Source organism: Sphingobium sp. AP49 (assembly GCF_000281715.2).
GTDB lineage: Bacteria > Pseudomonadota > Alphaproteobacteria > Sphingomonadales > Sphingomonadaceae > Sphingobium.
Window position 1 is genome coordinate 2,157,502 of record NZ_CP124576.1, and the last position, 25,015, is coordinate 2,182,516.

Annotated in this window: 15 protein-coding genes; 4 read left to right on the forward strand and 11 right to left on the reverse strand. The window is 65.2% G+C overall.

Annotated features, from left to right (window positions below):
• The first annotated feature begins 39 nt into the window (after positions 1-39).
• The 3 genes from PMI04_RS10575 to PMI04_RS10585 all read left to right on the forward strand — a co-directional run bounded on the left by PMI04_RS10575 (position 40) and on the right by PMI04_RS10585 (position 4,156).
• Positions 40-2,484: a TonB-dependent receptor gene (locus tag PMI04_RS10575; protein WP_007712271.1), complete on the forward strand. Its 2,445-nt coding sequence runs from the start codon at positions 40-42 to the stop codon at positions 2,482-2,484.
• A gap of 82 nt (positions 2,485-2,566) precedes the next feature.
• Positions 2,567-3,076, forward strand: a complete 510-nt coding sequence (locus PMI04_RS10580; protein ID WP_007712279.1) for a sigma-70 family RNA polymerase sigma factor — start codon at positions 2,567-2,569, stop codon at positions 3,074-3,076.
• A gap of 15 nt (positions 3,077-3,091) precedes the next feature.
• Positions 3,092-4,156: a FecR domain-containing protein gene (locus tag PMI04_RS10585; RefSeq protein WP_007712281.1), complete on the forward strand. Its 1,065-nt coding sequence runs from the start codon at positions 3,092-3,094 to the stop codon at positions 4,154-4,156.
• Between the two features lie 53 nt (positions 4,157-4,209).
• On the opposite strand, the gene PMI04_RS10590 is transcribed toward PMI04_RS10585, so the two are convergent.
• From PMI04_RS10590 to PMI04_RS10605, 4 genes are all read right to left on the reverse strand, one after another.
• The gene (locus tag PMI04_RS10590) at positions 4,210-6,945 is read right to left on the reverse strand and encodes a M14 metallopeptidase family protein (protein ID WP_007712283.1); all 2,736 of its coding nucleotides are present in this window, start codon (positions 6,943-6,945) and stop codon (positions 4,210-4,212) included.
• Between the two features lie 89 nt (positions 6,946-7,034).
• Positions 7,035-8,831 carry a CIA30 family protein gene (locus tag PMI04_RS10595; RefSeq protein ID WP_007712286.1) on the reverse strand — a complete coding sequence of 599 codons (1,797 nt, stop codon included), beginning with the start codon at positions 8,829-8,831 and terminating at the stop codon, positions 7,035-7,037.
• 25 nt (positions 8,832-8,856) lie between these two features.
• On the reverse strand, positions 8,857-11,298 hold the full coding sequence (locus tag PMI04_RS10600; RefSeq protein ID WP_238535954.1) for a zinc-dependent metalloprotease: 2,442 nt from the start codon (positions 11,296-11,298) through the stop codon (positions 8,857-8,859).
• An 89-nt stretch (positions 11,299-11,387) separates the two neighbouring features.
• Complete coding sequence (locus PMI04_RS10605; protein ID WP_007712290.1) at positions 11,388-14,408, reverse strand: TonB-dependent receptor; 3,021 nt, start codon at positions 14,406-14,408, stop codon at positions 11,388-11,390.
• A gap of 241 nt (positions 14,409-14,649) precedes the next feature.
• Between PMI04_RS10605 and PMI04_RS10610 the strand changes: the two genes are divergently transcribed.
• The gene (locus PMI04_RS10610) at positions 14,650-16,104 is read left to right on the forward strand and encodes an amidohydrolase (protein WP_007712292.1); all 1,455 of its coding nucleotides are present in this window, start codon (positions 14,650-14,652) and stop codon (positions 16,102-16,104) included.
• A 48-nt stretch (positions 16,105-16,152) separates the two neighbouring features.
• Here PMI04_RS10610 and PMI04_RS10615 read toward each other — a convergent pair whose 3' ends face one another.
• From PMI04_RS10615 to PMI04_RS10645, 7 genes are read right to left on the reverse strand one after another with little or no spacing between them, the layout of a single operon-like run.
• Entirely contained in the window at positions 16,153-17,622 is a 1,470-nt protein-coding gene (locus PMI04_RS10615; RefSeq protein WP_007712294.1) for a GH1 family beta-glucosidase, read from the reverse strand.
• A 13-nt stretch (positions 17,623-17,635) separates the two neighbouring features.
• Complete coding sequence (locus PMI04_RS10620) at positions 17,636-19,972, reverse strand: TIM-barrel domain-containing protein (protein WP_007712297.1); 2,337 nt, start codon at positions 19,970-19,972, stop codon at positions 17,636-17,638.
• 23 nt (positions 19,973-19,995) lie between these two features.
• Positions 19,996-21,621 (reverse strand): alpha-L-fucosidase, encoded by a 1,626-nt coding sequence (locus tag PMI04_RS10625; RefSeq protein ID WP_007712299.1) that lies wholly within the window; start codon positions 21,619-21,621, stop codon positions 19,996-19,998.
• Entirely contained in the window at positions 21,621-22,427 is an 807-nt protein-coding gene (locus PMI04_RS10630; RefSeq protein ID WP_007712300.1) for an SGNH/GDSL hydrolase family protein, read from the reverse strand. The genes PMI04_RS10625 and PMI04_RS10630 overlap by 1 nt, the downstream gene beginning before the upstream one ends.
• Positions 22,428-22,435: 8 nt before the next feature.
• Positions 22,436-23,227: an SGNH/GDSL hydrolase family protein gene (locus PMI04_RS10635; RefSeq protein ID WP_007712301.1), complete on the reverse strand. Its 792-nt coding sequence runs from the start codon at positions 23,225-23,227 to the stop codon at positions 22,436-22,438.
• On the reverse strand, positions 23,224-24,192 hold the full coding sequence (locus PMI04_RS10640) for an alpha/beta hydrolase (protein WP_007712302.1): 969 nt from the start codon (positions 24,190-24,192) through the stop codon (positions 23,224-23,226). The genes PMI04_RS10635 and PMI04_RS10640 overlap by 4 nt, the downstream gene beginning before the upstream one ends.
• A complete protein-coding gene (locus PMI04_RS10645; protein ID WP_007712303.1) occupies positions 24,189-24,974 on the reverse strand; it encodes an IclR family transcriptional regulator in 786 nt (261 codons plus the stop codon). The genes PMI04_RS10640 and PMI04_RS10645 overlap by 4 nt, the downstream gene beginning before the upstream one ends.
• Between the last annotated feature and the right edge of the window lie 41 nt (positions 24,975-25,015).

Sequence of the window (25,015 nt, forward strand, 5' to 3'; positions counted from 1 at the left end):
TCATGGCGGGATTGGAAGGCAGCATTCGTCCTGTCGGCCATGGCCACACTGCCCCTTCCCCCTGTCGAGGCCAGGACAGCGGCGGATGTGCGCGTCGATATCAGCCGGCAGAGATTGGCAAATGCGGTCCAGCAACTGGCGCTGCAGAGCGGTCGTCAGGTGGTGTTCCGGTCTTCAGTCATCGGCGAACGCCTCTCCCCCCGCCTGGCGGGTATGATGTCGTTCGAGGCGGCCTTGCGGCGTCTGCTGAAGGGTAGCGGCCTCGGTTTTCGGGAAACGGCTGGCGGGGTGATCGTGATTGATCCGCTCAGGGCGCCGACCGAACCGTTGGTGCCGGGCAGGGAGGGCGCACGGCCCACGCCGGTTCCCGCCCTGGTCGTGACGGCGGCGCGGCAGACCGATCCGGTGAGCTTTTTCGGCGATCTGCGTCTGCGCCCGCGCCCATCCGCCGGCATCGCCGCGCTGCTCGATTCCAGCCCGGGCATCAGCAGTGAGCCGGGTAATGCGGGGCAAAATGCCCTGATCGTGCGTGGGGTCGGGATGGCCGGCGAGGCGACGACCCTGGTCTATTTCGCCGATGTTCCGGTCGTCGGCCCGTCTGGCACCGGCAGCGATGCTGCGCGCACCACCAGCGACCTGTCCCTGGTGGACGTGGCGCAGGTGCGCATATCGCGCACGGCGCGCAGCGCTGAGCATGGCGTAGGCGCATTGGCCGGCGAGATAGAGATAGAGCCGGAAGAACCGCATCTGGGCCAGTGGGGCGGGGGCGCTGGGTTGAGCCTTGGCATCCAGCAGGGCGGCGAACCGGGCTTGTCGGCTTCCTCCACCCTCAACATTCCACTGGGTACGCGCGCCGCGCTGCGTGCGACTGCCTATGCCAGCCGAGAGGGCGGCTATGTCGACAATGTCCGGACCGGCGCCCGCAATATCAATGATGACGATATTTCCGGCCTGCGCCTGATCGCTCGGATCGCACCGCAGCCCGATCTCGACATCTCCGCTCTTCTGGCCTGGCAGCATCGTCGTATCGCGGATGCCTCATCCTGGTTCCAGTCGCTCGGTCCATATCGCACCGACCGATATTTTGCGGCGGCGACTACGCATGATTTCCTGATGGGCCGGTTGAAGATCGGCTATGGTACCGGCGCCATCCGCCTGACCAGCATCACGTCCGCGTATCGCTGGACGCTTGACCGCCACTATGATCGGACCAATGCCACCTTGTTGCAGGGGCAGGATCCAGACGGTTGCCAACGCTATTTCGGGCTCGACACGCCGACCTGCGATCCCGCCCAGGCTCAGCAATTCGCCGACTATGCCGCCAGCCTCGCGCCGTCGCTGCTGCATATCCCCATCGTGTCGACGCGGATATTGCAGGAACTGCGCCTGAGCCATGACAACGCGCATGGGCTGGGCTGGATCGCCGGCGTGCTGATCGATCACCGGACCGAGAGGCTGCGCAGCGAATTGTCGTCGTATAGCGACGATCCGGGCGCTACCGGAGAGATATTTGGCGCGCGCAGGCTGGCGATCACGCGCGATCAGGCCGCGCTGTTCGGGACGCTCTCCTATCGCGAGGAGGATCTGCTCGTGTCGCTGGGATTGCGCTATGACGATTATCGCGTCTCGTCACAGAATGACGTGGTCGTGCCCAATCTGCTCAGCGGGTCGATCGATTCCTGGCCGCGCACCGTCAATCGCTCGGGCGGGCTGAGCGCGCGGCTGCATGTCGACCTGCCAATCGCGCCGGGCGCGACTTGGCACACCCAGTTGACCCGCAGCATCCGTCCGGGCGGGGTCAATACCGCGTCGGTATTGCTGGCCGATCGTCGTACCTATGACGGTGACAGCCTGTGGGGGGCCGAGCTGGGACTGAACCTGCATCTGGGCCGAGACGTTGAAATGACGCTGACCGCCTATATGAACGACTGGCGCGACATGCAGTATCGCGCCCTGTCGGAAAACCGGTCGCACGCCTATCTGGTCAATATCGGCAACGCCATGATCCTGGGATCGGAGTTCGAGCTGGTCGCGCGGCCCTTACCGGGCCTGACCGCCCGGCTGGAAGCCAGTCTGATCCGGTCCGACCTGACCCGTGTGTCCGATGCCGCATCGCTGGTCGGCGGCGCGGAGCAGGGCGACGCCATCCCGTTCGTACCGCACCGCCGGTTGCGGGTTAGCCTGACGCATGGTTGGGCGGTCGGCGGCCATGGCCAGCTGGCGATCGAGGGTGACGGGCAATATCAGTCCGGCTCCTGGTCCACCTTCACCCGGGACGATCCGGATTTTACTGCCACCAAGGGATTTTCATTGTTCGGCGCGGCGCTGACCTGGCGCCGGGAACGGACCAGCCTGTCGCTGCGGGCACGCAATATTTTCAATCGCGTCGCAAATCTGCGCGCCGTGACTAACGGATATGGGGTCGGTCAAACGTTCAGTTCTGGACCGCGATCGATCCAGCTGAGCTGGGATCGGCATTGGTAGTGCTGGCGGCCATGGGCGGCGGACGAGGCATTGGGAAGCGCGGGCAAGGGGTATCGGATTGAACCGTCTATCAGGATCATCGTTGCGGCAGTCGGGAAAGGCGGAGGATAAGACGGCGGACTATTCCGCCTATATTCCTGCGCTGCGCCGCTATTTTGCCCGTCGCGTCGCCGGCGCCCATATCGTCGATGATCTGGTGCAGGATGTGATGTTGCGCATGCATGTGCGGGATTCACCCGATGGCATCGACAATCTGGAAGGCTATATTTTCCGCACCGCATCGAGCGTCCTGCGCGATCAGGCCCGGCGCGACCAGGTTCGTCATGCCAAGGGCCACGATGAACTGACGGAGAAGGATCATCCTGCTGAGGAACGGACCGCTGATCGCGTCTTACAGGCAAGGGAAGAGATCGCCCAGGTCGTCCGCGCGCTGGAAGAGCTGCCGGAACGGACGCGCGACATTTTCCTGATGCGGCGCTATGAAGGGCTGGCCTATGGCGAGATTGCGGAAAGGCTGGGCATTTCGGTGAGCGCGATTGAAAAGCATGTTGCCAAGGCCGTCGCGCATATCGCCCGGCGCCTGGCACGATAGGATAACGGTCGGTTCATGACCCAGGATGGGGACGACCCCTTCGACATCGCGGCAGCCCATTGGGCACGGTTGCAATCCGGCATGGCGACGCCTGCTGAACGGGCGGCGATCGCGGCATGGTGCGATGCGCCGGCGCATCGCACGGCGATGAATGCAGTTCAGCAGGGCTGGGACAGCGCGGGCCGGGCGCAGGCGGATGATGCGATTACGGCGATGCTGGCACAGATGCAGGCCAGACAGACCGAAGCCGCGGCGCCATCGACCGGGCGCCGCCCCTGGCGTGCGGCCTTGTTGGCGGCGTCGCTGACTGCTTTGCTGGCGGTGCCGGCGACCCTGTGGTTCACCAGCCGCCCGGCCGAGCATCCCGTCCCGCCCGCGCTGTCCGGCGAGCAGGTGGCGCAAGCCACGGGCACGCGCCTGTTCAGCCCGGCCGGCCGTCGCCGCAATATCCAGCTGCCCGATGGCTCGCGCGTGATCCTGGACGCGGACAGCGCGATCCGCTTCGCCTTCTCCGCCGACAAGCGGGCGGTCGCGCTGGAATCGGGCCGTGCCTATTTCGCCGTCCACAAGGACAAGAGCCGTCCTTTCAGCGTATCGGCCGGCAAGCTGACGGCCACGGCGGTCGGCACCGCCTTCGACGTGTCGCGCCTGGCTGGCCGGGAACAGGTGACCACGACCGAGGGACTGGTGCGCGTCGTCACCGCTGCGGCGACCCGCGATGGCAGCCGTGCCACCCTGCTGCCCGCCGGCATGCGCCTGACGCAGAAGGACCAGAGCGTCTCGGTTGATCCGGTCGATGTGACCCGCGAAAGCGCCTGGCGTGATGGGCGCATCGTCTTCACCGGCCGCTGCCTGTCGGACGTCGCGGCGGAAATGAACCGCTATGGATCGGGCCGGCTGGAGGTGAAGGAGGGGGCCGCCCATATCGCCATCAGCGGCGTGTTCGACATCGACAATGCCGACGGCCTGGCGGAGGCGCTGGAGCAGCAGGGACTGGTGCATGTCGCGCGCAGCGCCGACCGGATCGTCCTGACCCGCGGCGATCAGATCATCCCCGGCGACTGCGCCGTCCGGGGCTGATCGAGAAGAACGGGGCGGTTGCCGCCGCCCCGATCCTTTCCTTGTTTCCGGCCTTATTTCCGATCGGCCGCGCCATAGAAGAGCGCGTTGAACAGGAATTTGAACGTGCCATAGGATTGGGCGCGCTGCGCTACTTCCGGCCCCATGACCAGCAGCTTGCCCTTGCCGATATCGACATCGGCGACGGCGATCGTGCCGGCCAGCTTCTCCTGCCCTACGGCCCAGCCGCTGCGCAGCAGGTCGCGGCCCTCGAACCAGGAAACCCGGCCATAGGGTGTCGCGTTCGCTGTCACCGTAAAGGTCTGCGCCTGGTTGAAGAAGATATCGACCTGGTCGGGCAGGCCATAGCCCAGCGGCTGGCGGTTATCGACCCGGGCGCGCAGGATCGAGCCGGGGATGTAGAAGCTCTTGGTGTCGAGTGGCTTCAACGCGCCTTCCACCTCGCGCGACAAAGCCGGCTTCAGCGGCGTGCCGAGCAGGTCGATGAACCGCGCCGAACTGCCGATGGCGACCACCGCGCCGCCATTGCGGGCGAATTCGGCCACCGCCGGCACGGTCTTGGCGTCGGTCGCCTCGCCCAGCATCGGCACGAACTCGGCCGGCGTGTCCTTGATGTCGGGCTGCTTGCCCGCCCGCATCGCGCCCCAGGCACCGCTGGGCGGCAGGGCATCGTCCGCGAACAGCAGGACGTCATAATCCTTGGCCAGATTGCCCGCATCGAGGCGCTTGGGATAGACCGGCGCGAAGGGGAATTCGAACTTCTCCAGCAGGAAGCGGGTCCAGCCGGTCGGGATATTGCCGCCATAGCGATCGACCAGGCCGATGCGCAGGGGCTTGAGCGCAATGCGCTCGCCCTGCGGCGCGGCGTCGAGCGCATGGGCGGTCAGGCCCAGCCCGGTCACCGCGTCGCCGACGATCTTCTGCGCGCCGGCCGATGCCGGGATCCAGATCGCGCCCGCCTGCATCGCCTCGCCATCGGCGCTCATCGCCTGCTTCAGCCAGGCCGGACGCTCGCCGGCCTTCAACAGACGGTTGGTCAGGATGAAGCTGTTGTTGCTTTCATGACCGACGATCCAGCCGGCCTTGCCCTGGCCGATGATCCGGCCGGGCGGCGGCGCCAGCAGGTCGGGCACCGGGGTGAAATGCTGGTCCAGTCCGTCGAGCAGCCGGTCGAAGCCGATCCCCATCTGATAGGCCAAAGTATAGCCGGTAATATCATAGGGCGCCTTGGGCGGGCCACCCGGGAAATCCGTGTCGTGCGGATGGTCCTGCGGCTCGAACATGTCGATCACATGCGGGCGATAGGCCTGGTCGGTGCGCACGATATAGGAGCCGGCGGCATAGCTTTTCCCGCCCGCCTGGAACGGCGCATCGGCCCGCTCCACCTCGACGCCATTCTTGATGAGTGCATTGAGGAAGGCGATCGCGGTCGGCATGTCGCGCTGGTCGGCGGGGATGATGTAGGCGCGCGGATCACGCTCGGCCGGGGCCTGCAACATCGTCTTGTAAAGGCCGGGATCGACCTTCTTGGGGCCGCGCCCTTCGTCCAGCGCCTTGGCATTGGCCAGCCGGTCGACCTTGGACGGGGTGATGGTCCAGCTATCCTTGCGGCCCTTCTCGATGCTGTTGGCACCCATCTTCCAGATGTTGAACAGCAGCCGCTCGCGATTGCGCGAGGCATAGTCGATGACGGCGCGGTCCAGTGTCCACTGATAGTCGAGTGAATCCTGCAAATGCCAGTCGCGCGGGCCGATCGGCATCATCTCGTCGCCGCGCGGCAATTGGGTCGATGGCACCAGCGGGATCTTCGCCGGGGTCGGCCCGCCGATGATCTCGGTCAGCAGGCCGATGCTGTTGTGGAAATAGGCGACCGACCGTTCCATGCCATTGTGCCAGGTCGAATAGGGTGCCGCGCTGCGTGTGCCCGACCCGGCCTTGCCTTCCGAAATCAGGCGGGAGTGCATGGCGAAGCCGACTTCGTTGAGCTGCGCCATGACGATCGGGTCATAGTTGAAATTGAACGGATCGCGGAACGGCGGCACGAACACCACCATGCCCTCCGGCCCGGTCTGATGCTGGTTATAGACGATCTGCGGATACCATTGGCGGAACAGCACCCGATTGACATTCTCGGTCTCGGGCATCGCCGCCATGAAGCTGTCGCGGTTATTATCGTGGCCGATATATTTCTGGTAGAGGCGCGGCAGCGTCGCCATCTCGCGCTTCTTGGGATCGGCAGACCGCATATACCAGTTGGCGACCAGTTCCATGCCGTCGGGATTGTCATGCGCGAACAGGATGATGCAGTCGTCCAGCATGCGCATCGTTTCCGGGTCCGACTGGGTCAGCATCCGGTAGAGCACCTGGATCTGCCCCTGCGACGTCACCGTCTCGGTCGCGTGCATGCCCGCGTCGATCCAGACCACCGCCTTGCCCTGGGCCGCCAGCTTACGCGCCTCGACCTCGTCCACGCCATGGGCGCGGGCCAGCTTCTCGGCAATGGCGCGATACTCGTCCAGCTTGGCGAGGTTCGCGGGCGAGGAGACGATCGCCATCCACTGGCTGCGCCCTTCCGCGCTCTTGCCGATGTCGACCAGCTTCATCCGGTCGCTCTCGGTCGCCAGCTTCTGGAGATAGGCCTCATATTCGCTGTAGTTGGCGAGATAATAGTCGGTCCCCGGCGGCTGCTTGAAGAAGCGCTCGGGCGGGGTCGGCGTGCTGGTCTGAGCCGCGGCCGGGACCGCCTGCAACAGCAGCGCGCCCGACAGGAAAAGCCAATGGGGTTTCATGCAATCTCTCCAGATATCTGGTCGTAAGCGGGCAGAAAGAGGAAAGGGCGCGATGCTCGATCGCGCCCTTTGAAAGAGGCCGTCAGCCCTTAGTAGAAGCGGACATTGTCGATCTGCAACCACATGCGCTTGCCGGGACCGCGCGATCCGCCGAACTCGACCTGGGTGATGCCGTCGCCGGTGAAGGCCGGGCCAGTCTTGCCGCGCCGCTCAACCGGCTTGAACTGGCTGAACGGCACCTCGACCGCAGCCCAGCCCGCGCCGCCCTGCACCTGCGCTTCCCAGACGCCATCGAGGCCGTTCAGGCGAACGGTATAGGTGCCGTCGCCCTTCAGCTCGAAGCGCAGGCCCTTATAGCCGCTGATCTTCGCCGGGGTGATCGACCCGCGGCTCAGCGGAATGGCAAAGCCGGCATAGGCAGCGTCCTTGACCGCCATGCGCGCCGACAGCGACAGCGCCTTGCCGCCCTCGTCACGCGGCACCGTCTGGGTGATCTCGACCGACCGGTCGATGCCGCCATCGGGCGTGTCGACGCGCAGCGTATCGATCGACGAGCGGCGATCGTCGCGCTCGAAATCGTCGATCAGCGCGGGCACGCTGATCGAGGGCAGACGGTCGGTCTTGTTGGCGGCGGGCAGCGCCGGGGCGCCGGCGCCAAAGGCCAGCTTGCCGTCGATCAGCACCTGCGAGACTTTGTAGACATCCTTGATGTTGGTCCAGGGCGTGCCGTCGATCAGCACGATGTCGGCGCGCTTGCCGACCGCGATGGTGCCGCGATCGGCATCGATGCGCATGATCTTCGCGCTGGTCTGGGTGCCGGCGACCAGCGCCTGGCTGGGCGTCAGGCCGGCCTGCACCAGCAATTCCAGCTCGTGCAGGGTCGACGGACCATGCGGCGTGCCCGGCATGCCCGCATCGGTGCCCAGCGCGATCGGCACGCCGGCATCGAACAGCGCCTTCACATTGCCCAGCGCAAAGCCGAACTTGCGGAAGCTCTGCTTCAGGCGCGGATCGTCGGCCTTCACGTCGCCGCGCTTATAGGGATCATAGACCGCCAGCGTCGGCGCCATCGCCATGCCGCTCTGCTTGATCGCGGCGACTTCCTCGGCGGTGATCGGCCGATCCTGCAGGCCATGGGCCAGCGAGTCCACGCCCGCCCGCGCCGCGACCAGGCCGCGATCGACGGTGACGGTGTGGGTCAGCACCGGCCAGTTCTGGACATGCGCCGCCTCGACCGTCGCCTTCAGCGTCCATTCGTCCATGCTGGTATTGTCGGGCGACACGCCATAGCGCCAGCCGTCGGAGAAGATCTTCACCAGATCGGGCTGATAGGGCACCAGGCTCTCGATCGCGGCCTTGCCGGCGCCGGGGGTGTTTACCCAGATGGTGGTCGCCTGATCGGCCCAGTCGGCGCCATGGCCGCCGGGCGTGCTGATGCGCGCGGCAAAGCGGACATGGGGGGCGTTCATCTGGCCCAGCCAGGCGCGCAGCGGCGCGAACGCCTCGGGCGCCTCGTTGAAATCATTCACCGTGGTCACACCAGCCGCGACATAGGCATTGGCGATCTGCGGGAAGGTGCTGGGGCTGCCTCCGGCGGTCCAGTGGGTATGAACGTCGAAGAAGCCGGGCAGCAACGCCTTGCCCTTGGCGTTGATGACCCTGGCGCCGCGCGGCACCTTCACATCGGCGCCGATGGCGGTGATGCGACCATCCTGGATCAGCACGGTGCCGGGTGCGGGCGCCGCGCCGGTGCCGTCGAAAATGGTCGCGCCGACGATGGCGACCGTGCCGCCATCGGCCGGGGCCGAGACGGAGGCAGCGGAATGCAGCGCGATCGGCAGGGCGATGGCCGAGGCCAGCAGAGCAGTGACAACAGATTTACGCATGGGACTTCCCCCTCAAAGGCAATGATTATTCTTCGGTCGCCGGCACCGCCGGCATGCAGAACCAGCATTCGGCATCGCTGCCGATCGGCGCGCCCGGCGGGATCGGCGGCGGCGGCGCGATCGGCTCGGCCAGCTTGGCGCGCTCCTCGGGCGAGGCGGTCAGCAGGACGGCGAGATAGCGGTTATGCGCGGCGTCGGCGGCAGCGCCGCGTTTGCCGAGGCGCCCGGCCAGGCTCTCCATATGCGCCCGCACGATGGCGATCGCGGTCGACGACAATTGCTTGTCATCGGCCAGGCTGATCAGGCGCAGGACATAGCGGGCACGGACCTGCCGCGCGATTTCCGCCTGCCGGCCCGTTGCCCCGGCGGCCATCACCCGATCGTCGATCGCGCCCAGATATTCGTCGAGCGACAACTGGTCGGCATCGGCGGCATTCTGCGCCACCAGCCGGTTGAGCCGCTCGGGCGCCAGCATCGCGATGAAGCTGCCGTCGGCCGCGACCTCGGCCGCGCGGGTCCAGTCGAAGGCGGCGGCGGTGCGGCCGGGCAGCAGTTCGATGTCGGTCTGGCGGTCGCTCATGCCCGACTGGATCGATGACAGCAAAGGGGACAGGCGATCGGGGAGATCGAGCGCCGCGGGATCGAGCGTCGCGAGCAAGGCGCGCAGCGCCGCCCGCTGCTGCGCGGCGTCGACCGGCAGCGCCTGCTCATGGCCGTCGCCCTTCACCGCATAGCTGTAATCCACCCCGCCGATCAGCTTCGACGCGGCCGTCACCTGGTAACGGTGGAACAGGTAGATCGGCACGATCATCCGGCGCAGATCGGCGGCGGCTGCCCCGGCGGGCAGATTGTCGAGCCCGAAGCGGTCGAGCGCGATCCGGCGCACATCCATGATATGGGTCAGCTGCGCGGCAGCATCCGTGCCGTCATCCCACATATTGCCCCAGGGCTGGGCATCGCCATCGCCGCGTGTGTCACCATCGGCGACAAAGCGATAGCCCTTGGCCTGGACCGCGCGGGTCATGGCGTCCAGCGCGCCCTTCTCGTCGGTGCCGGCCGGGAACTGGCGATAGAGCCAGTCGATCGCGAACCTGTCCCAGGCACCGACGCCGGTGGCATAGGCGTCGGAAAAGTCTAGCGCGCCATCCCGCACGGCAATGCGCGGCGCGGGATAGTCCATCACCGACGCCCGGTTCTCGAAGGTCGAACCGGCGAAATTGTGCGACAGGCCCAGCGCATGGCCGACCTCATGCACGGCCAGCTGGCGCAGCCGCGCCTTGACCAGCATGATCGGGTCGTCGCTGGCGCCACTGCCTTCCTTGGATGCACCGGCCAACCCCTCGAAGATCAGCTTGTCCTGCCAGGCGCGCAGCGATCCCAGCTGCACCACGCCGCGCACGATCTCGCCGCTGCGCGGATCGACGATGGTGGTGCCGGTCGACCAGCCGCGCGTTTCGCGATGGACCCAGGCGATGACATTGTAGCGCGCGTCCATCGGATTGGCGCCGACCGGCAGTTCCTCCACCCGGAAGGCATCGATGAAGCCGGCGGCGTCGAACGCCTGCGCCCACCATTGGGCACCTTCCTTCAGCGCATCGCGGATCGCCTGCGGCGCGGCCCGGTCGACATAGAAGATGATCGGTTTCTTGACCGCCGAACGCTCGGCATTGGGATCGGTCTTCTCCAGCCGGAACCGGCGCACCAGCCGGGTGACGATCGGCTCGTCCAGCGCGGCGGCATAATTGTTGCGGATCACCTGCACCGACGTGCCGGTGCGCGGATCATGGTCACGCGTGTGGAACTTGTCGTCGGGCAGGCGGATGAAGCTGTGATGCACCCGCACCGTCAGGCCCCGCGCGTCGGGCAGCACCCGCTCGATGCTGCGCCCCGGCTCGTCGCTGGTGAAGGTCAGCGCCGCCTCGAACTCGACATTGTCGGGAAAGGCCAGGCTCTGCGCGGGATCGACATAGGACAGGGTCGGCGTAATCTTGAAATTGCCGACCTTGGTCGCCTTGAGCCGCCCGGCAACGTCAAAGGCGTCGCGCATCAGCAGGCCGGACAGGTCGAGCGTGATCCCCCTGTCATCTTCGCTGACAATATCGCCCGACCAGATCGGCGAATTGGAGAAGGAGCGCGCAACCGCCTGCTCCTCGCCGGCGTCGCCATTGAGCGCACGGAAGCGGTAATTTTCGAACTCGGCCAGCACCTTGTTGCCGACCTTGCGGAACAGCAGCACCTGGGTCTCGCCCAGCCGCGCGCGATCCAGGCCGATCTCGGCTGCGCCCAGGCCTCCGGCGATCGAGGGGGTGTAGAGATAGCGGGCGATGACGCCATTGGCGCCCGCCCTGGGCAGGATGACCTTCTGCCCGCCAGCAAGGGCAAACAGACTGGTCGGGGCGGGGTTGAGGGCCGGCACCGGCTGGGCCAGCGCGGTGCCGCCGGGCACGCTCAGGATCATAAGGGCCATGAGCGGAAGCGCGCGCAAAGATGTCATCAATAACCTGTCCCGAAAGGAAAAAAGGGGGCACCGGCACGACACCGGTGCCCCAGGGGGCATCAGAATTTGTGGCTGACGTTCATGTACCAGTAGCGACGCAGCGGGGAATAGAGCGTCCCCTCATAGCCGTCCGACGACAGCGGTGGGGCCTTGTCGAACAGGTTGCGCACGCCCAGGCGCATGCTGGTGCCGTTGAGTGGCCCTTCGCTGAAGCGATACTGGCCATAGAGATTGGCCGTGGTGGTCGCCTTGATCGCCCAATAGTCGCCATCGCTGTCGATCAGACCGGTATCATAGACCTTGCCGGTATATTGGGCGAAGGCACCGACCGTGACATTGCCCAGCGACCAGGTGAGCGAGGCAGAGCCGCGCCATTTGGGCTTGCCGTCCAACTGCAGAAGGCTGCCGCCACCGCTGATCGTCGTGCCGGCGTTGATGTCGCCCGCCGCGCGCGCGTCCAGCAGTTGCTGGATGCCCGGCGAAGGTTCCTGATAATATTTCAGGAAGTGCGACGCATTGGCCGCGAAGCTGAAGCGCCCGATTCCGGTTTCCGGCGAGCTATAGGTCAGGTTGAAATCCAGGCCCTTCACTGTCTGCGGCTGCAGGTTGGTATATTGGTCGAGCACATAGAGGACCTGTCCCGCAGGGGTCAGGCCGGTGCCGTCGAACGCCTCAATGTCCGAAGCGGTGGGCGTGGCGCGGATCACGTTGGGATTGCTCGATCCCTGCTGGCGCAACAGATAGTCGAGGATCAGCGCATTGCCTTCGCCGAAGATGCCGACCAGGCCGGTCTGGCGCACCCGCCACCAGTCGGTGGTAAAGGTCAGGTGGCCCATGCCGTCAGGCAGCGGCGGTTCCAGCACCACACCAAAGGACAGGGTCTTGGCCCGTTCGGGCTTCAGGTCCGGATTGCCCGACCGGCGGGCCGAGGTGGTCTGGGCGCGCGAACAGTCGGAGAAACTGTCGATCCGCCCGGCGCGCAGGTCCGCCTCGCAATAGACATAGTCGGTGCGGCTATTGGCCCGGGTCACGACCGTCGCGTTGACCTGTTCCAGGTTCGGCGCGCGGAAGGACTTGGCCCAGGAACCACGGAAGCGGATACCCTTGACCACGTCCCAGGCGCCCGCCACCTTGGGCACCGCGACATCGCCGAAGTCGCTATAATGTTCGTAGCGGCCGGCGACCTGCAGGTCGAGGCTGCGCACCAGCGGTACGCCCATTTCCGGCGATACGACCGGAATGGCGAATTCGGCATAGGCGCCGAACACTTCGCGATGGCCCGATGTGTCGTTGTTGAGCGCCGAGTTGACGAAGTCGCCTGACGTCGCGCCGCTCAGCGGATCGGTATAGGTGATGGTGCCGTCGATGCGCGGATCGCGATCATCAAGCTGGGTCTCGCGCCGCGCCTCGATGCCGGCAGCAAAGCCGACATTGCCGCCGGGCAGGGTGAACAGGTCGGCCTTCGACACGCGGAAGTCATAGGTCGCCAGCGTCGACTTGGTATAGCGGACCAGATCCTCGCGCATCGCATCGATGGTCGACTGGCTGTTCACCGACGTGCCAAAGATATTATAGGCCTCGGGCGTCGACAGGGAGAGATATTCCTGCAGCTTGGTCCGGCTGATATTATCGCTGACGTCTCGCGCCCAGGCTTCCGAATAGCTGACCGCGCTTTCCCAGTTGAAGCCCTTGAATTCGCCGCGCAGTCCCGCCAGCAGGCGAAGCTGCTGGTTGGTGACGGTGACGGTCATCGGACCGAAATCCTCAAACAGATAATTGTTGATCGTCAGCGGCAGGCCCGATGTCGGCGCATTGGTGCCGGCCAGGCGATTGGGATTTGCGGTGCCGTTCGCGAACACGGCCTGGCCCAGCGGGTTCCAATAATTGCTGGCCGGCACATAGATCGGGATCGAGCTCAGCGTCGCGACCGGGCTCTGCTGCGCCTTGGTCTTGCTGCGATAGAAGCCGGCTTCGGTGAAGAAGGTGACGTCGTCGGTCAGGTCATACTTACCGGTCAGGAACAGGTTGAGGCGGTTGAGGCGCGGCATGATCGACGTGCCGGCCGCCAAGGAGTCATAGCGCAGGTCGCGATCCGCGCCGGCGGTGGCCATGGCGCCATTCTGAAGACAACGATCATTGCCGATCGTGGCGACGCAACCCGCGCTGCTGGTCGGCTGGACATGGAACTGGCCCGACGCATTGGTCAGGGCTGAGCCGTTGATCGTGACCGGGACATTCCCGTAGGTGCGCAGATTGGCATAGGGCGTGGTGGTCGATCGGCCATCGAGCGAGGTTGCGCCCTCGAACCGCGTTCCCTCGAACAGGCTGCGCCGGTCCGATGATGCGGTGAAATATTGATCGGTGGAATCGAGGCCGGTGCCATGGTCATAGCTGCCGAACAGGGTGATGTTGCCGCGATTTTCGGCGAAGTTGGTGCCGATGACGCCATTGCCGTTAAATTCGCGCAGGCCCGTGCCTTCGGCGTCGCCATATTGCAGCGACAGTTCCGCGCCCTGATAATCCTGCTTGAGCACGGTGTTGACCACGCCGGCGACGGCATCCGCGCCATAGATCGCGGCCGCGCCGTCGCGCAGCACTTCCAGCCGTTCGAGGCCATTAACCGGAATGGCGTTGGTGTTATAGGTCAGGACCGGCACCAGCTGGTTATTGGCCTGGCTGGTCGGGTTGACGACGACGCGACGGCCATTGAGCAGTACCAGGGTATTGCCGATGCCCAGGCTGCGCAGATCGAGCGAGCCGACGTCGCCGCGCGCGCCGTTGGAGCTGCCGGGCAGATACTGGCTGTTGAACTGGACATCGCCAAACTGGGGGATGGAGCGGAACAGCTCGTCGCCCGATACGGCGGCCGATGCCTTGATCTGCTCGGTGGATATGACGGTGACGGGCAGCGCCTCGTTGATCTTCGCGCCCTTGATCTGCGAACCGACGACGACGATTTCCGCCGACGCAGCCTCATCCGCCGGTGCAGCATCCTGTGCTGCCGCCATGCCGGCCGTCATGGCCCAGCCCATCGCGATCAGGCTTGCCGCGCAGGCGCCCTTGTTCCGATACAGTCCCATAAGTCTTCCCCTGGCTCCCGCCATCCGATCCCTTTCGGATGGGCTAATAGTTTCGGTGGCTTCCCCTCGTCCGGGTGTTCGGCCGGAAACCCTCTCATGGTCGGAGACGCAGGCCCGAAAATTTCCCCCATCAAAAATTTCAGTTTTGTGATGGCGGTATCCATGCCCCTGATCGATAAGCGCTTTCACCATCGGGAACGCGCTGGCGCTATCCCGCATTGCAGCTTCAGGGGATCTGTCCATGCCACGCTTTGTCCGCTCGCTTGTCGGCCTTCTCGCACTGGGTGTATCGGGGCCGGCGCTGGCCGGACCGCTGGCGGACGGCGACCGGATGGCAATCATGGCCGATGTCGATCGCGGCGCCGATACGCTGGCGAAGAATGCCCTGCAGATCTGGAACTATGCCGAAGTCGGTTTTCAGGAGACGAAGAGTTCGGCCCTGTTGCAGCAGGAACTGAAGACCGCCGGCTTCACGGTCGAGGCCGGCGTTGCCGGCATGCCGACCGCCTTCATCGCCCGTTTCCGGACCGGCGATGGCCCGGTGATCGGCCTGCTTGCCGAATATGACGCCCTGCCGGGTCTGCCCCAGGCAGCCGAGCCGGTGCGCAAGCCACTGGACGGCGCGGCGGGCCATGGCTGCGGCCATAACCTCTTTGGCGCCGCATCTGTTGCCGCTGCCATAGCTACCAAGGACTGGATGGTCGCACACAAGATCAAGGGCGAACTGCGCCTTTATGGTACGCCGGCAGAAGAAGGCGGATCGGGCAAGGTCTTCATCGTCCGCGCAGGCCTGACCAAGGATGTGTCCGCCATGATCCACTGGCATGCGGCCGACAGCAACAGCGCGTCACAGAATACGGCGCTCGCCAATATCAGCGGTAAATTCCGTTTTCACGGCATCGCTGCACACGCGGCCGCTGCGCCCGAACGCGGGCGATCGGCGCTCGATGGCGTGGAGGCGATGGACGCGATGGTCAACATGATGCGCGAACATGTGCCGCAGGAAACCCGCATCCATTATGTCATCACCGATGGCGGCAAGGCGCCCAATGTCGTGCCCGACACGGCCGAGGTCTATTATTATGTCCGCCACCCCAATCAGCAGGTGGTCGCCGACATCATGGAGCGCGTGAAGAAGGCAGCCGAGGGCGCAGCGCTGGGTACCGGCACGACGGTGGAGTTCAACCAGGTGGGCGGCACGTTCGACCTGCTGCCCAACGACGTGCTGGGCCATGTGATGTACGACAACCTCAAGCAGGTAGCGCTGCCCAGCTATACCGCGCAGGAACAGGATTTCATCACCAAGATCCAGTCGAGCTTTCCCAAGGGGACACGGATGGGTGACGGCAGTGTCGAACCCTATAGCAGCGGCGGCCTGACCCCGGCGTCGACCGATGTCGGCGATGTCAGCTACACGACGCCGACGGTCGGCATGGTCGCTGCCACCTGGGCACCCGGCACCCCGCCGCACAGTTGGCAGGCGGTTGCGGCCAGTGGCACCAGCGTGGGCACCAAGGGGGCCGTGGTTGCGGCCAAGGCGATGGCGCTGACCGCTGCCCAGTTGTTCCAGAGCCCGGATATATTGACGGAAGCGAAGGCCGAACTGGATCGTCGGCGTGGCCAGGACTTCGTCTACCGCTCGCTATTGGGCGACAAGGGGCCGGCGCTCGAATATCGCACCGACGCGAAGAAATAAGGCGATAGGAAAACGGCCCGGCATCATGGGATGCCGGGCCGGTCGATATCACACCAATTTGTTGGTGCGCACCAGTTCGCGATACCAGTCGGCGCTGAGCTTGGGCGTGCGCTTCTGGGTCTTGAAGTCGACATGGTGGATGCCGAACAGCTTGGTATAGCCATCCTCCCACTCGAAATTGTCCATCAGGCTCCAGACGAAATAGCCCTTTACCGGGATGCCTTCGCGGGTCGCGCGCTGGAGGTGGGTGAGGTAGTTGCGCAGATACATGACGCGGTCGGTGTCATAGACCTTGCCGTCTTCCGCCAGCTTGTCGTCGGCCGAGCAGCCATTTTCGGAGATATAGAGGCCCTTGGGCTTCCAGTTCTCGGCTATGGCGCGCATCCCCCAATAGATGACCTCCGGCGTGACATAGAGCCAGGGGGAGGGCATGCGCGGTGCCTGACCCGGATGCGGCAGGATCTTGTAGCCCGACGGCGCGGTCTCGTCGGCGCGGACGGTGTTGCCGGTATAGACATTGACCGACAGGAAATCGAGCGGCGCGCCGATCAGCTTCATGTCGCCATCCTTGACCACCGGGGCGTCCTTGCCCTGCGCGGTCAGATAGCTGTCGATATAGCGGCCTTCCATGATCGCGGTGAGGAACATGGCGTTCTCTTCGCGCACCGCCTTCTTCACCGCCTCGATATGCTCGGGCGTCTCGATCGCGGGCACATAGATGTTGGGATTGTCGGCAATGCCGACCTGCGTGCCCGCCTTGGTCGCGGCGCGGATCGCCTGTAGCCCCAGGCCATGGGCCAGCACGCCATGGTGACGCACCTGGTTCACCTCCTTCATCGGCAGCTTCAGGCCCGGCGCCTTGCCGCCGGTCATGTAGCTGAGGTCGGTGAAGCAGCGCAGTTCGTTGAGCGTCATGAAATGGTTGACGCGGTCGCCCAGCTTGCCGGCCGTGTAGCTGGCATAATCGGCAAAGGCGTAAGCGGTGTCGCGATTTTGCCAGCCGCCCGGCAGGGCATTGGGCAGGTCCCAGTGGAACATGGTGACATGCGGGGTGATGCCCGCCGCCAGCAGTCCGTCGACCAGCCGGTTATAATAATCCAGCCCCTTGGCGTTGGGCTGGCCCCGGCCATCGGGGAAGATGCGCGACCAGGCGATCGAGAAGCGATAGGCCTTGACGCCCAGCGCCTTCAGCAGGGCGATATCGTCCTGATAGCGGTTGTAGCTGTCGCAGGCGATATCGCCGGTGTCGCCATTGGCGACCTTGCCGGGCGTGTGCGAAAACACGTCCCAGTTGGTCTGCCCACGGCCATCCGCGTTCACGGCGCCCTCGATCTGATAGGCGGCGGTGGCGCAGCCCCACAGGAAGTCGGAGGGGAAGGCGAGGTCGCCTTGCGGCGCAGCCCCCGCCGCATTCTGGGTGCTCGCGGAGCTGCACCCGGCCAGGCCCGCGCCCAGCGCGGCGGCGCCCAGACCCATGCCAAGCCCCAGACCCAGTTCGCGGCGATTGATACCCGTCATCTTCTTTGTCTCCTTATTGACCGACGATCTGCACCAGGCCGCTGATGGCCTGGCCGGTGGGCAGCTTCGTCTTGCTCGTCAGCGTCTTTGCCTTGTCGTCCCAGACCAGCTCGGCCTTCATGCCGCCCTTGCGATAATCATTGGTCTTGCCGTCATCGTCATAGAGGGTGAAGCGGGCATCGGCACCGGGATAGACGCGGATGCCTTCCAGCGCTTGGCGTTCGGCCGTGCTCTTGATCTGCACGCCCATCGGCACGATCGACCCAGCCTTCACGAACAGGGGGATGCGGTTGATCGGGCTGTCGACCTCGATCGTCTGGCCGCCCTCGAACTTCTGGTTGGTCCAATAATCATACCAGGCGGTGCCGGCCGGCAGATAGACCGACCGCTTGGTCTGGCCCTGCTTGGTCACCGGGGCGACCAGGAAGGCGGGGCCGAACATATATTGGTCGCCGATGTCCGACACCTTGGGATCGTTGGGGAAGTCCATGAACAGGCCGCGCATGAACGGCGCGCCGCTGTCGTAGGTGTGGCGGCCCAGTGCATAGATATAGGGCATCAGTGTGTAGCGCAGGCGCAGCCAGTCGGCCAGGATCGGCTCGGCCGCCTTGCCATATTCCCACAGCGCCGTGCCGGGGCGCTGGCCATGGATGCGCAGCGTCGGCGTGAACACGCTATACTGGAACCAGCGCACGAACAGTTCGGGATAGTCGGGATAGTCCGCGCCCATCGCGGTCGCCCCGGTCGGATCGACCAGGATCGGGTTCTGCGCCTTGGGACCGCTCGGCCACTGCCAGCCGCCAATGTCGCTGCCCCAATAGGCCAGGCCCGACGCGGTGAAGTTGAGGCCGGCGGGCACCTGCCGTTCTAGCGCTTCCCAGGTTGATTTGACGTCCGACGACCAGAACAGGCCGCCATTGCGCTGTGAACCCAGATAGGCGGCGCGGGCCAGGATCATGTTGCGGAAACCGGGGCGGTCGCGCTCCGACCCTTCGGCCACGCCGGTGGTGTGCACCAGCGGGAACAGATTGTGATAACGATCGCCCGACCCGATCGAATATTGATAGCCATCGGGGATCAGGTCCGGCTCGGTCTCGTCCAGCCAGAACCAGTCGAAGCCCTGGCTTGCGATATTGTCGCGGATCTTGCCCCAGAACCATTCGCGCGCTTCCGGATTGGTGCTGTCGATCAGCGCGCCGGCCCGGTCGGAGCGCATCGGCAGGCCGTCTACGGGCAAGCCGTCCTTGTCGTGCAGGAACCAGCCCTTGGCTTTCAGAAACTCGAAATAGCGACCCTCGCGCTCGAAACGCGGCCAGACGCTGATGATCGATCGCATGCCCATGGCGTTGAGCTGGTCGTTCATGCCCTTGGGATCGGGATAATAGGTGCGGTCGATGTCGAGCTGGCCCATGCGGGTCCAGTAGAACCAGTCGAGCACCATGACATCGAGCGGCAGATTGCGCTGGCGATAGCCATTGGCGATGTCGAGCAGTTCTTTCTGGCTTTCGTAGCGCGCCTTGCTCTGGATCAGGCCGAAGCCGGCCTTGGGCGGCAACGGCGTCGCGCCGGTCAGCTTGGCATAGCCTGCATAGAGTTCGTCGGTGGTCTTGCCGGTGATGACGAAGAAGGAGACGCGCTCGCCGACCTGGCTCTGGAAGCGGGTGGAGCTGTGCAGGCCTGGCCATACCAAAGTGCGGGCGGGATTGTCCCAGACGATGCCATAGCCCTTGTTGGTGACCAGGAAGGGCACGCAGACGGTCTCGCCGGCCGGCGCATCATAGCTGTGCGAACAGTCGATCTGCTTGCCGCGCAGATCCATATAGCCTTCCTGGTTCTGGCCCAGGCCGTAATAATGCTCGTCCAGCGGCGCGTCGAAGCTGGCACCGACCTTGAAGGTCTTCTCGCCATTGACCGTCACCGGGGACATTTCCCAGCCGGTCATCTTGGTGAGGACCGTGCCGCTGGCATCCTTCACCGACAGGCTGACCGGTGGCAGGGCAGGGGCGAAATAACGCTCCATCTGGGTCGGTGCCTTGGGCCAGGGCTGGGCATCGACGGTCAGCGACAGGGCCGACGAGGTGAAGATGTCGCCGGTGGCGTTGCTGCTGTGGTTCCAGCCGGTGGTGTCGGTCTTGGCATTGGGGCCTTCGCCCGGTGCCGCCTGCGCCAGATCGGGATCGACGGCGATGGTGACGCGCACGATGTTCGGGGCATAGGGTTCGATGGCGACCTTGGCGCCGTTGCGGTCCAGCAGCGCCATCGGTGCGGCGAGCGCGGGGGCGGCGATGGCAATGCAGGACGCACCCAATGCGATGCCTGCCAATCTTGCCTTGAAGCCTGTTGCGATCATCCCTGTCATTCCCTGTACTTGCATTAAACCAGACCCCGACCGTCGATGCGGACGGCGGGGACGAAATCGATGCCGTGCGGCATGGTGAAGTGGAGGCCCGCGCCATCCTGACGGAAGGGTAGCGAACCACCGCCGAGCAGCGTCACCCGCTCGATTGTGCCAGCGACCTGGCCGCGCGCCAGTGAGCGGATGGTCGTAGATCCGGCGGGCTTGCCCAGGAACAGCGCATAGAGCGCGCCCTTGTTGGTGGTGAAGCGGATGTCCTGCGCGGTGAAGGGCTTGGCCTTCTCCTCATTCTGCATGCCGACGATCGCCTGGGTCGGCCCTTCGCCATAGCGCTTCCACGGCCGCGAACCGAAGATCGCCTCGCCGCCATGCACCATCCATCCGGCCATGGCGTCCAGGATCTTCTCCGCCTCGCTGTCGATGGCGCCGTCGCCGGGCTGGGGAATGGACAGCATCAGATTGCCGTTCTTCGACACGACATCGGCCAGCCGCTGGATCACCTGCTCGGCGCTCTTGTAGCTTTTGTCGGTCAGGCGGGCGACATTGTAGAACCAGTCGCCGATGCAGGTATCGGTCTGCCAGGGTTCGTCCCAGATATGGTCGGTATAGCCGCGCTCGACATCCTGGACGATGCCGAACCGGGCATAGGGCTTCAACTGCTTGCCGGTCATGACCACGTCGATCTTGCCGTGCCATTCGATCGAGCGGTTATAATAGTCCGCCGCCGCTTCCAGCCCGACCGGGCCGAAGGGCAGTTCATGATCGTCCATATAGACCATGTCGGGCTTGTATTTCGCGACCAGGTCGGTCTGGCGCAGCAGCCAGCGGGTGACATAGGCCGGGTCATCCTTCGGCCCGGTCTCGATCCACTGGCCATTATTGGCGTCGTGCCACTTGTCCATCGCCTCGATCGTGTCGATGCCGTCGGGCAGCACGGCATGGCCGCCGGTATAGAGTTCCTGCGGGTCGAGGCCTTCCCACCATTTGCCCGTGCCGTCTTCCTTGCGCAGCCGGAACGCGTCGTAACGCACGCCCTTTTGCGGGCCGACCGGATCATAGCCATAAGCGGGCTGATACCAGTGCCAGGCATGGGCGGCATGGTTGGACACGCCGAACTTCATGCCCGCGCGGCGCGCGGCCTTTTCCCAGATGCCGACAATATCCTTCTTCGGCCCGACGCGCAGGCTGTTCCAGGCATGATAGCGGCTGTCATAGCAATCGAGATTGTCGTGATGGCAGGCCAGCGCCATGAAATATTTGGCGCCCGCCTTCTGATATCTGGCGATCAGCGCATCGGGGTCCCACTTGTCGGCGGTCCAGAGGTTCTGGATGTCCTTCATCCCCGCGACCGACGGATGGCCGTAGGTCTTGAGGTGATGCTCGTACATCGGGTGGCCCTGCATATACATGAAGCGGCCATACCAGTCGCCCTGCGCCGGCACCGATTGCGGCCCCCAATGCGACCACATGCCCAGCTTCGCGTCGCGGAACCAGTCGGGATAGCGGTAATTGCTGACCAGCGAGGGCCAGTTGGCCTGCACCGGCCCCTTGGCGGTGCCCATCGGGCTGGCCGCACGGGCGGCATTGGCCAGGCCCAGCGCAGCCGCGCCCGCCAGGAAGGATCGGCGTCCGAAATCCTGCATCACTTGGCTCCCAGCGCTTTGGCGATCGCGGCCTCGGCCAGCGGGCGCATGATGGCATAGCCTTCCTTGGTCGGATGGACGCCGTCGCTGGACAGGCCCGGCTTCATCGCGCCGTCGGTCTGCGCCATCGCCTTGTGATAGTCGACAAAGGTGAAGCCGTTGGCGCGGGCATAGTCGGCCAGCCACGTGTTGATCGCGGCGACCTGCGGCGCGGGCGTCATGCCGGGGCTCCAGGGGAAGGCGGCAGCGGGCGGCACGGAGGCGATGATGACCTTGATGCCGTGCGCACGGGCGAGGTCGGCCATGGTCTGGATATTGCCCAGCACCGTTTCCATCGTCGCCGCGCCGGTATTGCCGGCGATGTCGTTGGTCATCGCCATGATGTGGACCGCCTGCGGCTTCAGCGCGATCACGTCATTGCGGAAGCGCACCAGCATCTGCTGCGTCGTCTGGCCGCTGATGCCGCGATCGACCAGCCCGTTCTGGAACATGGTCGGGTCCAGGTTGATCCAGTTGTCGGTGATGGAATCGCCCATGAAGACGACGCGCACCTTCTGGCCCTCGATCGCCTTGTTGGCGGCGGCATAGCGGCAGAGCTGCCCGAAATCGCGGGTCAGCATGTGCAGGTTCCACAGCTTCCAGCCGGCCTCGTCGCTGGGCTTTTCATGGGTGGGGCAGGGATCGGCGACAATGCCGACCGGATCGTCGGCATGGGGATCGCCCGGCACCTTGGTTTCGGCCAGGGCCGGCGCGGCCAGCGCCAGCGCGCAGGCCGCAGCGAGAAGGGGAGCGGTGAAACGCAGCATCGTCGTCCTCATTTCCTTGTTCCTAGCGCCTGCGCGATCGCCCTGGCAGCGATCGGCGCCATCACGGCATAGCCATTGTCCAGCGGATGCACGCCATCCTGGGTATAGGCGGCGGTCATCAGGCCATTCTGGTCGACCATCTCGCTGTGATAGTCTGCGAACACATGGCCATGCTGCGCACAATAGGCGCGCAGCCATTGATTGAGCGCCACCAGTTCGGCCGGCTTGCGCTCCGCCACCACATCCTTCGCCGCGTCGCTATAGTTGTTGACCGGCAGGATCGATCCGAACACGACCTTGATATGATGGGCGGTCGCGATGTCGGCCATCGCTTCCCAATTGGCCTCGATCTGTTCGGGTGTTTCCTGCTGCAGGAAGCCCTGAACGTCATTGATCCCGGCCAGGATCACCACCACTCTGGGCTGCAGCGCCACGACATCCTGATGGAAGCGCAGCAGCATCTGCGCCGTCACCTGGCTGCCGATGCCGCGATTGACATAGGGCTTGCCGGGGAAGCTGGCCGCCAGGTTCCAGCGATCGGTGATGGAATCGCCCAGGAACACGACGCGCTGTTCGCCGGCCTTCGGCGCGGGCAGGGCTGCATTGGCCGGGGCATAGAGATAGCGTTCGCCAAAATCCTGCATCAGGCTGGGCACCAGCTTCGCGCGGAACGGGCCAAGCCATGGCCCCCAATCCTTGTCCGCGACGGTGCGCCGCTCGGGCGAACTCTGATAATGGCTCGGCGCGGCCTGCGCCGTGCCTGCCATCAGCAGGAACAGGACAGGCAGCGCATATGTCATGCCGGGATCAATCCCTGCTTGGCGGCGAATGTCATGAACAGGTCGGGCCAGGCCGACGCCTGCATCGTCCTGGGCAGGCGGGTGCCAAAGCCATGGCCGCCATCCTCGAAGATATGGAGCGCGACCGGCCGCCTGGCGGCTTCCATCGCCTGGAACAGGGCGATGCTGTTGGCCGGCGGCACCAGTCCGTCGTCGCTGGCATGGACCAGGAAGACGGGTGATGTTTGGGCATCCACCCGCATCTCCACCGATCGGGCGCGGCGCATCTCGGCACTAGCACCTTCGCCCAGCAGATTGTCGCGCGACCCGCCATGGGTGAAGGGCGCGTCTAGGCTGACCACCGGATAGATGAGGCCGGCGACATCGGGCCGCGCGCTTTCGCGATCGGCGGCATCGACCGGGGCATAGACCTGCTCGCCATGGCGGGTTGCCAGCGACCCTGCCAGATGACCACCGGCCGAGAAACCGAGCACGCCGACGCGGCCTTTGTTGACAGCGAAGGTGACAGCCCGAGCCCGTATCAGCCGCATCGCCCGCTGCGCATCCTGCAACGGCACATCCTGCCGCTGCGCCCAGCCTTCGCCGGGCAGGCGATAGAGCAGGATGAAGGCGGTGATGCCCCGTTCGTTGAGCCAGGCCGCCTGGCTGGTCCCTTCATTGTCGTAGGACAGGAAGCCATATCCGCCACCCGGCACCACCAGCATCGCCGCGCCATTGGGGCGGGCAGGACGGCGAACCACCAGCACCGGGCGGGCAATGCCGGTGACGAAGCGGTCGGGCTTGGCAGGATCTTTCGACTGGTCGGCAACCTTGCGGACGATCCGCGCGCCAGTGCTGCCCGGCGGGGAGGCCGGCCACAGTTCGATCACTTCGTCGGCGGCGGTCGTCTGGGCGCCGGCGATGCGCGGCAGTGCAGCGAGACCGGCTGCGGCGATCAGCGCGGTGCGGCGATCCAGGACAGTCATTCTTCTTCCTCCAGGGGACGGGATGGCGCCGTCATGATCGGTGACACGGCCGTGCCGATGGCCTGCGCCGCCGCACGGACCAGATCATTGCATTGGTCGATGCTGGCGCGATTGGCCGCGCCGTCGACGAAGGGCATGGTCAGCGATGCGCGGGCGACGCCGCCGACCAGGATCGGGGCGGACAGGTCGGTGATGCCGGTCAGCATGGGGCTGGGCGAGACCGCGCCGCCTGTCGCGACCGCCGCATCCAGCCGCGCGACCAGGTCCAATTCCTCGATCATATGATCGCTTGCCCGGATTTCCCTGAGCATCGCCTCGCGATTTTCAGGCGACTGGAAAGCCAGCAGGATGCGGCCCGAATTGGAGCGGTGAAGCGGTCGGCGATAGCCCACGCGCACGGCAAAGCCCGACAGCCCCGGCGCTTCGATCGCGATGATGACCACCATTTCCACGCCCGACACCACGCCAAGGTGGCAGCTCTGCCCCGCATTGCGGGCCAGGTCCTGCATGATCGGCAGGGCGGTGGAGGCGAGGTCGCGGATCGGCGGCTGGCTCATGCCCAAGGTGAACAGGCGGTTGGTCAGGCGATAGCCGTCCTCGGCGCGAGCAATATAGCCATGTTCTTCGAGCACCTGGAGCATGCGGAAGATTTCGCTGACCGATCGGCCGAGCGCGGTGGAAATGTCGGACATGATGATCGGTTCGCTGGCACCGGCCAGAAGCTCCAGTATTTCCAGCCCTTTTTTTAGAGCGGGCGCCTGGTAGCGCGTCTTGCCATTCATTCCGGTCCCCTCACCAAGCGGGCGCCATCGCCTATGGTAGC

Bases quoted from the DNA above. Each gene is read 5' to 3' on its own strand.
- PMI04_RS10575 (WP_007712271.1), top strand. From the start codon at position 40: ATGGCCACACTGCCCCTTCCCCCTGTCGAGGCCAGGACAGCGGCGGAT.
- PMI04_RS10585 (WP_007712281.1), top strand. From the start codon at position 3,092: ATGACCCAGGATGGGGACGACCCCTTCGACATCGCGGCAGCCCATTGG.
- PMI04_RS10590 (WP_007712283.1), bottom strand. From the start codon at position 6,945: ATGAAACCCCATTGGCTTTTCCTGTCGGGCGCGCTGCTGTTGCAGGCG.
- PMI04_RS10595 (WP_007712286.1), bottom strand. From the start codon at position 8,831: ATGCGTAAATCTGTTGTCACTGCTCTGCTGGCCTCGGCCATCGCCCTG.
- PMI04_RS10600 (WP_238535954.1), bottom strand. From the start codon at position 11,298: ATGGCCCTTATGATCCTGAGCGTGCCCGGCGGCACCGCGCTGGCCCAG.
- PMI04_RS10605 (WP_007712290.1), bottom strand. From the start codon at position 14,408: ATGGGACTGTATCGGAACAAGGGCGCCTGCGCGGCAAGCCTGATCGCG.
- PMI04_RS10610 (WP_007712292.1), top strand. From the start codon at position 14,650: ATGCCACGCTTTGTCCGCTCGCTTGTCGGCCTTCTCGCACTGGGTGTA.
- PMI04_RS10615 (WP_007712294.1), bottom strand. From the start codon at position 17,622: ATGACGGGTATCAATCGCCGCGAACTGGGTCTGGGGCTTGGCATGGGT.
- PMI04_RS10620 (WP_007712297.1), bottom strand. From the start codon at position 19,972: ATGATCGCAACAGGCTTCAAGGCAAGATTGGCAGGCATCGCATTGGGT.
- PMI04_RS10625 (WP_007712299.1), bottom strand. From the start codon at position 21,621: ATGCAGGATTTCGGACGCCGATCCTTCCTGGCGGGCGCGGCTGCGCTG.
- PMI04_RS10630 (WP_007712300.1), bottom strand. From the start codon at position 22,427: ATGCTGCGTTTCACCGCTCCCCTTCTCGCTGCGGCCTGCGCGCTGGCG.
- PMI04_RS10635 (WP_007712301.1), bottom strand. From the start codon at position 23,227: ATGACATATGCGCTGCCTGTCCTGTTCCTGCTGATGGCAGGCACGGCG.
- PMI04_RS10640 (WP_007712302.1), bottom strand. From the start codon at position 24,192: ATGACTGTCCTGGATCGCCGCACCGCGCTGATCGCCGCAGCCGGTCTC.
- PMI04_RS10645 (WP_007712303.1), bottom strand. From the start codon at position 24,974: ATGAATGGCAAGACGCGCTACCAGGCGCCCGCTCTAAAAAAAGGGCTG.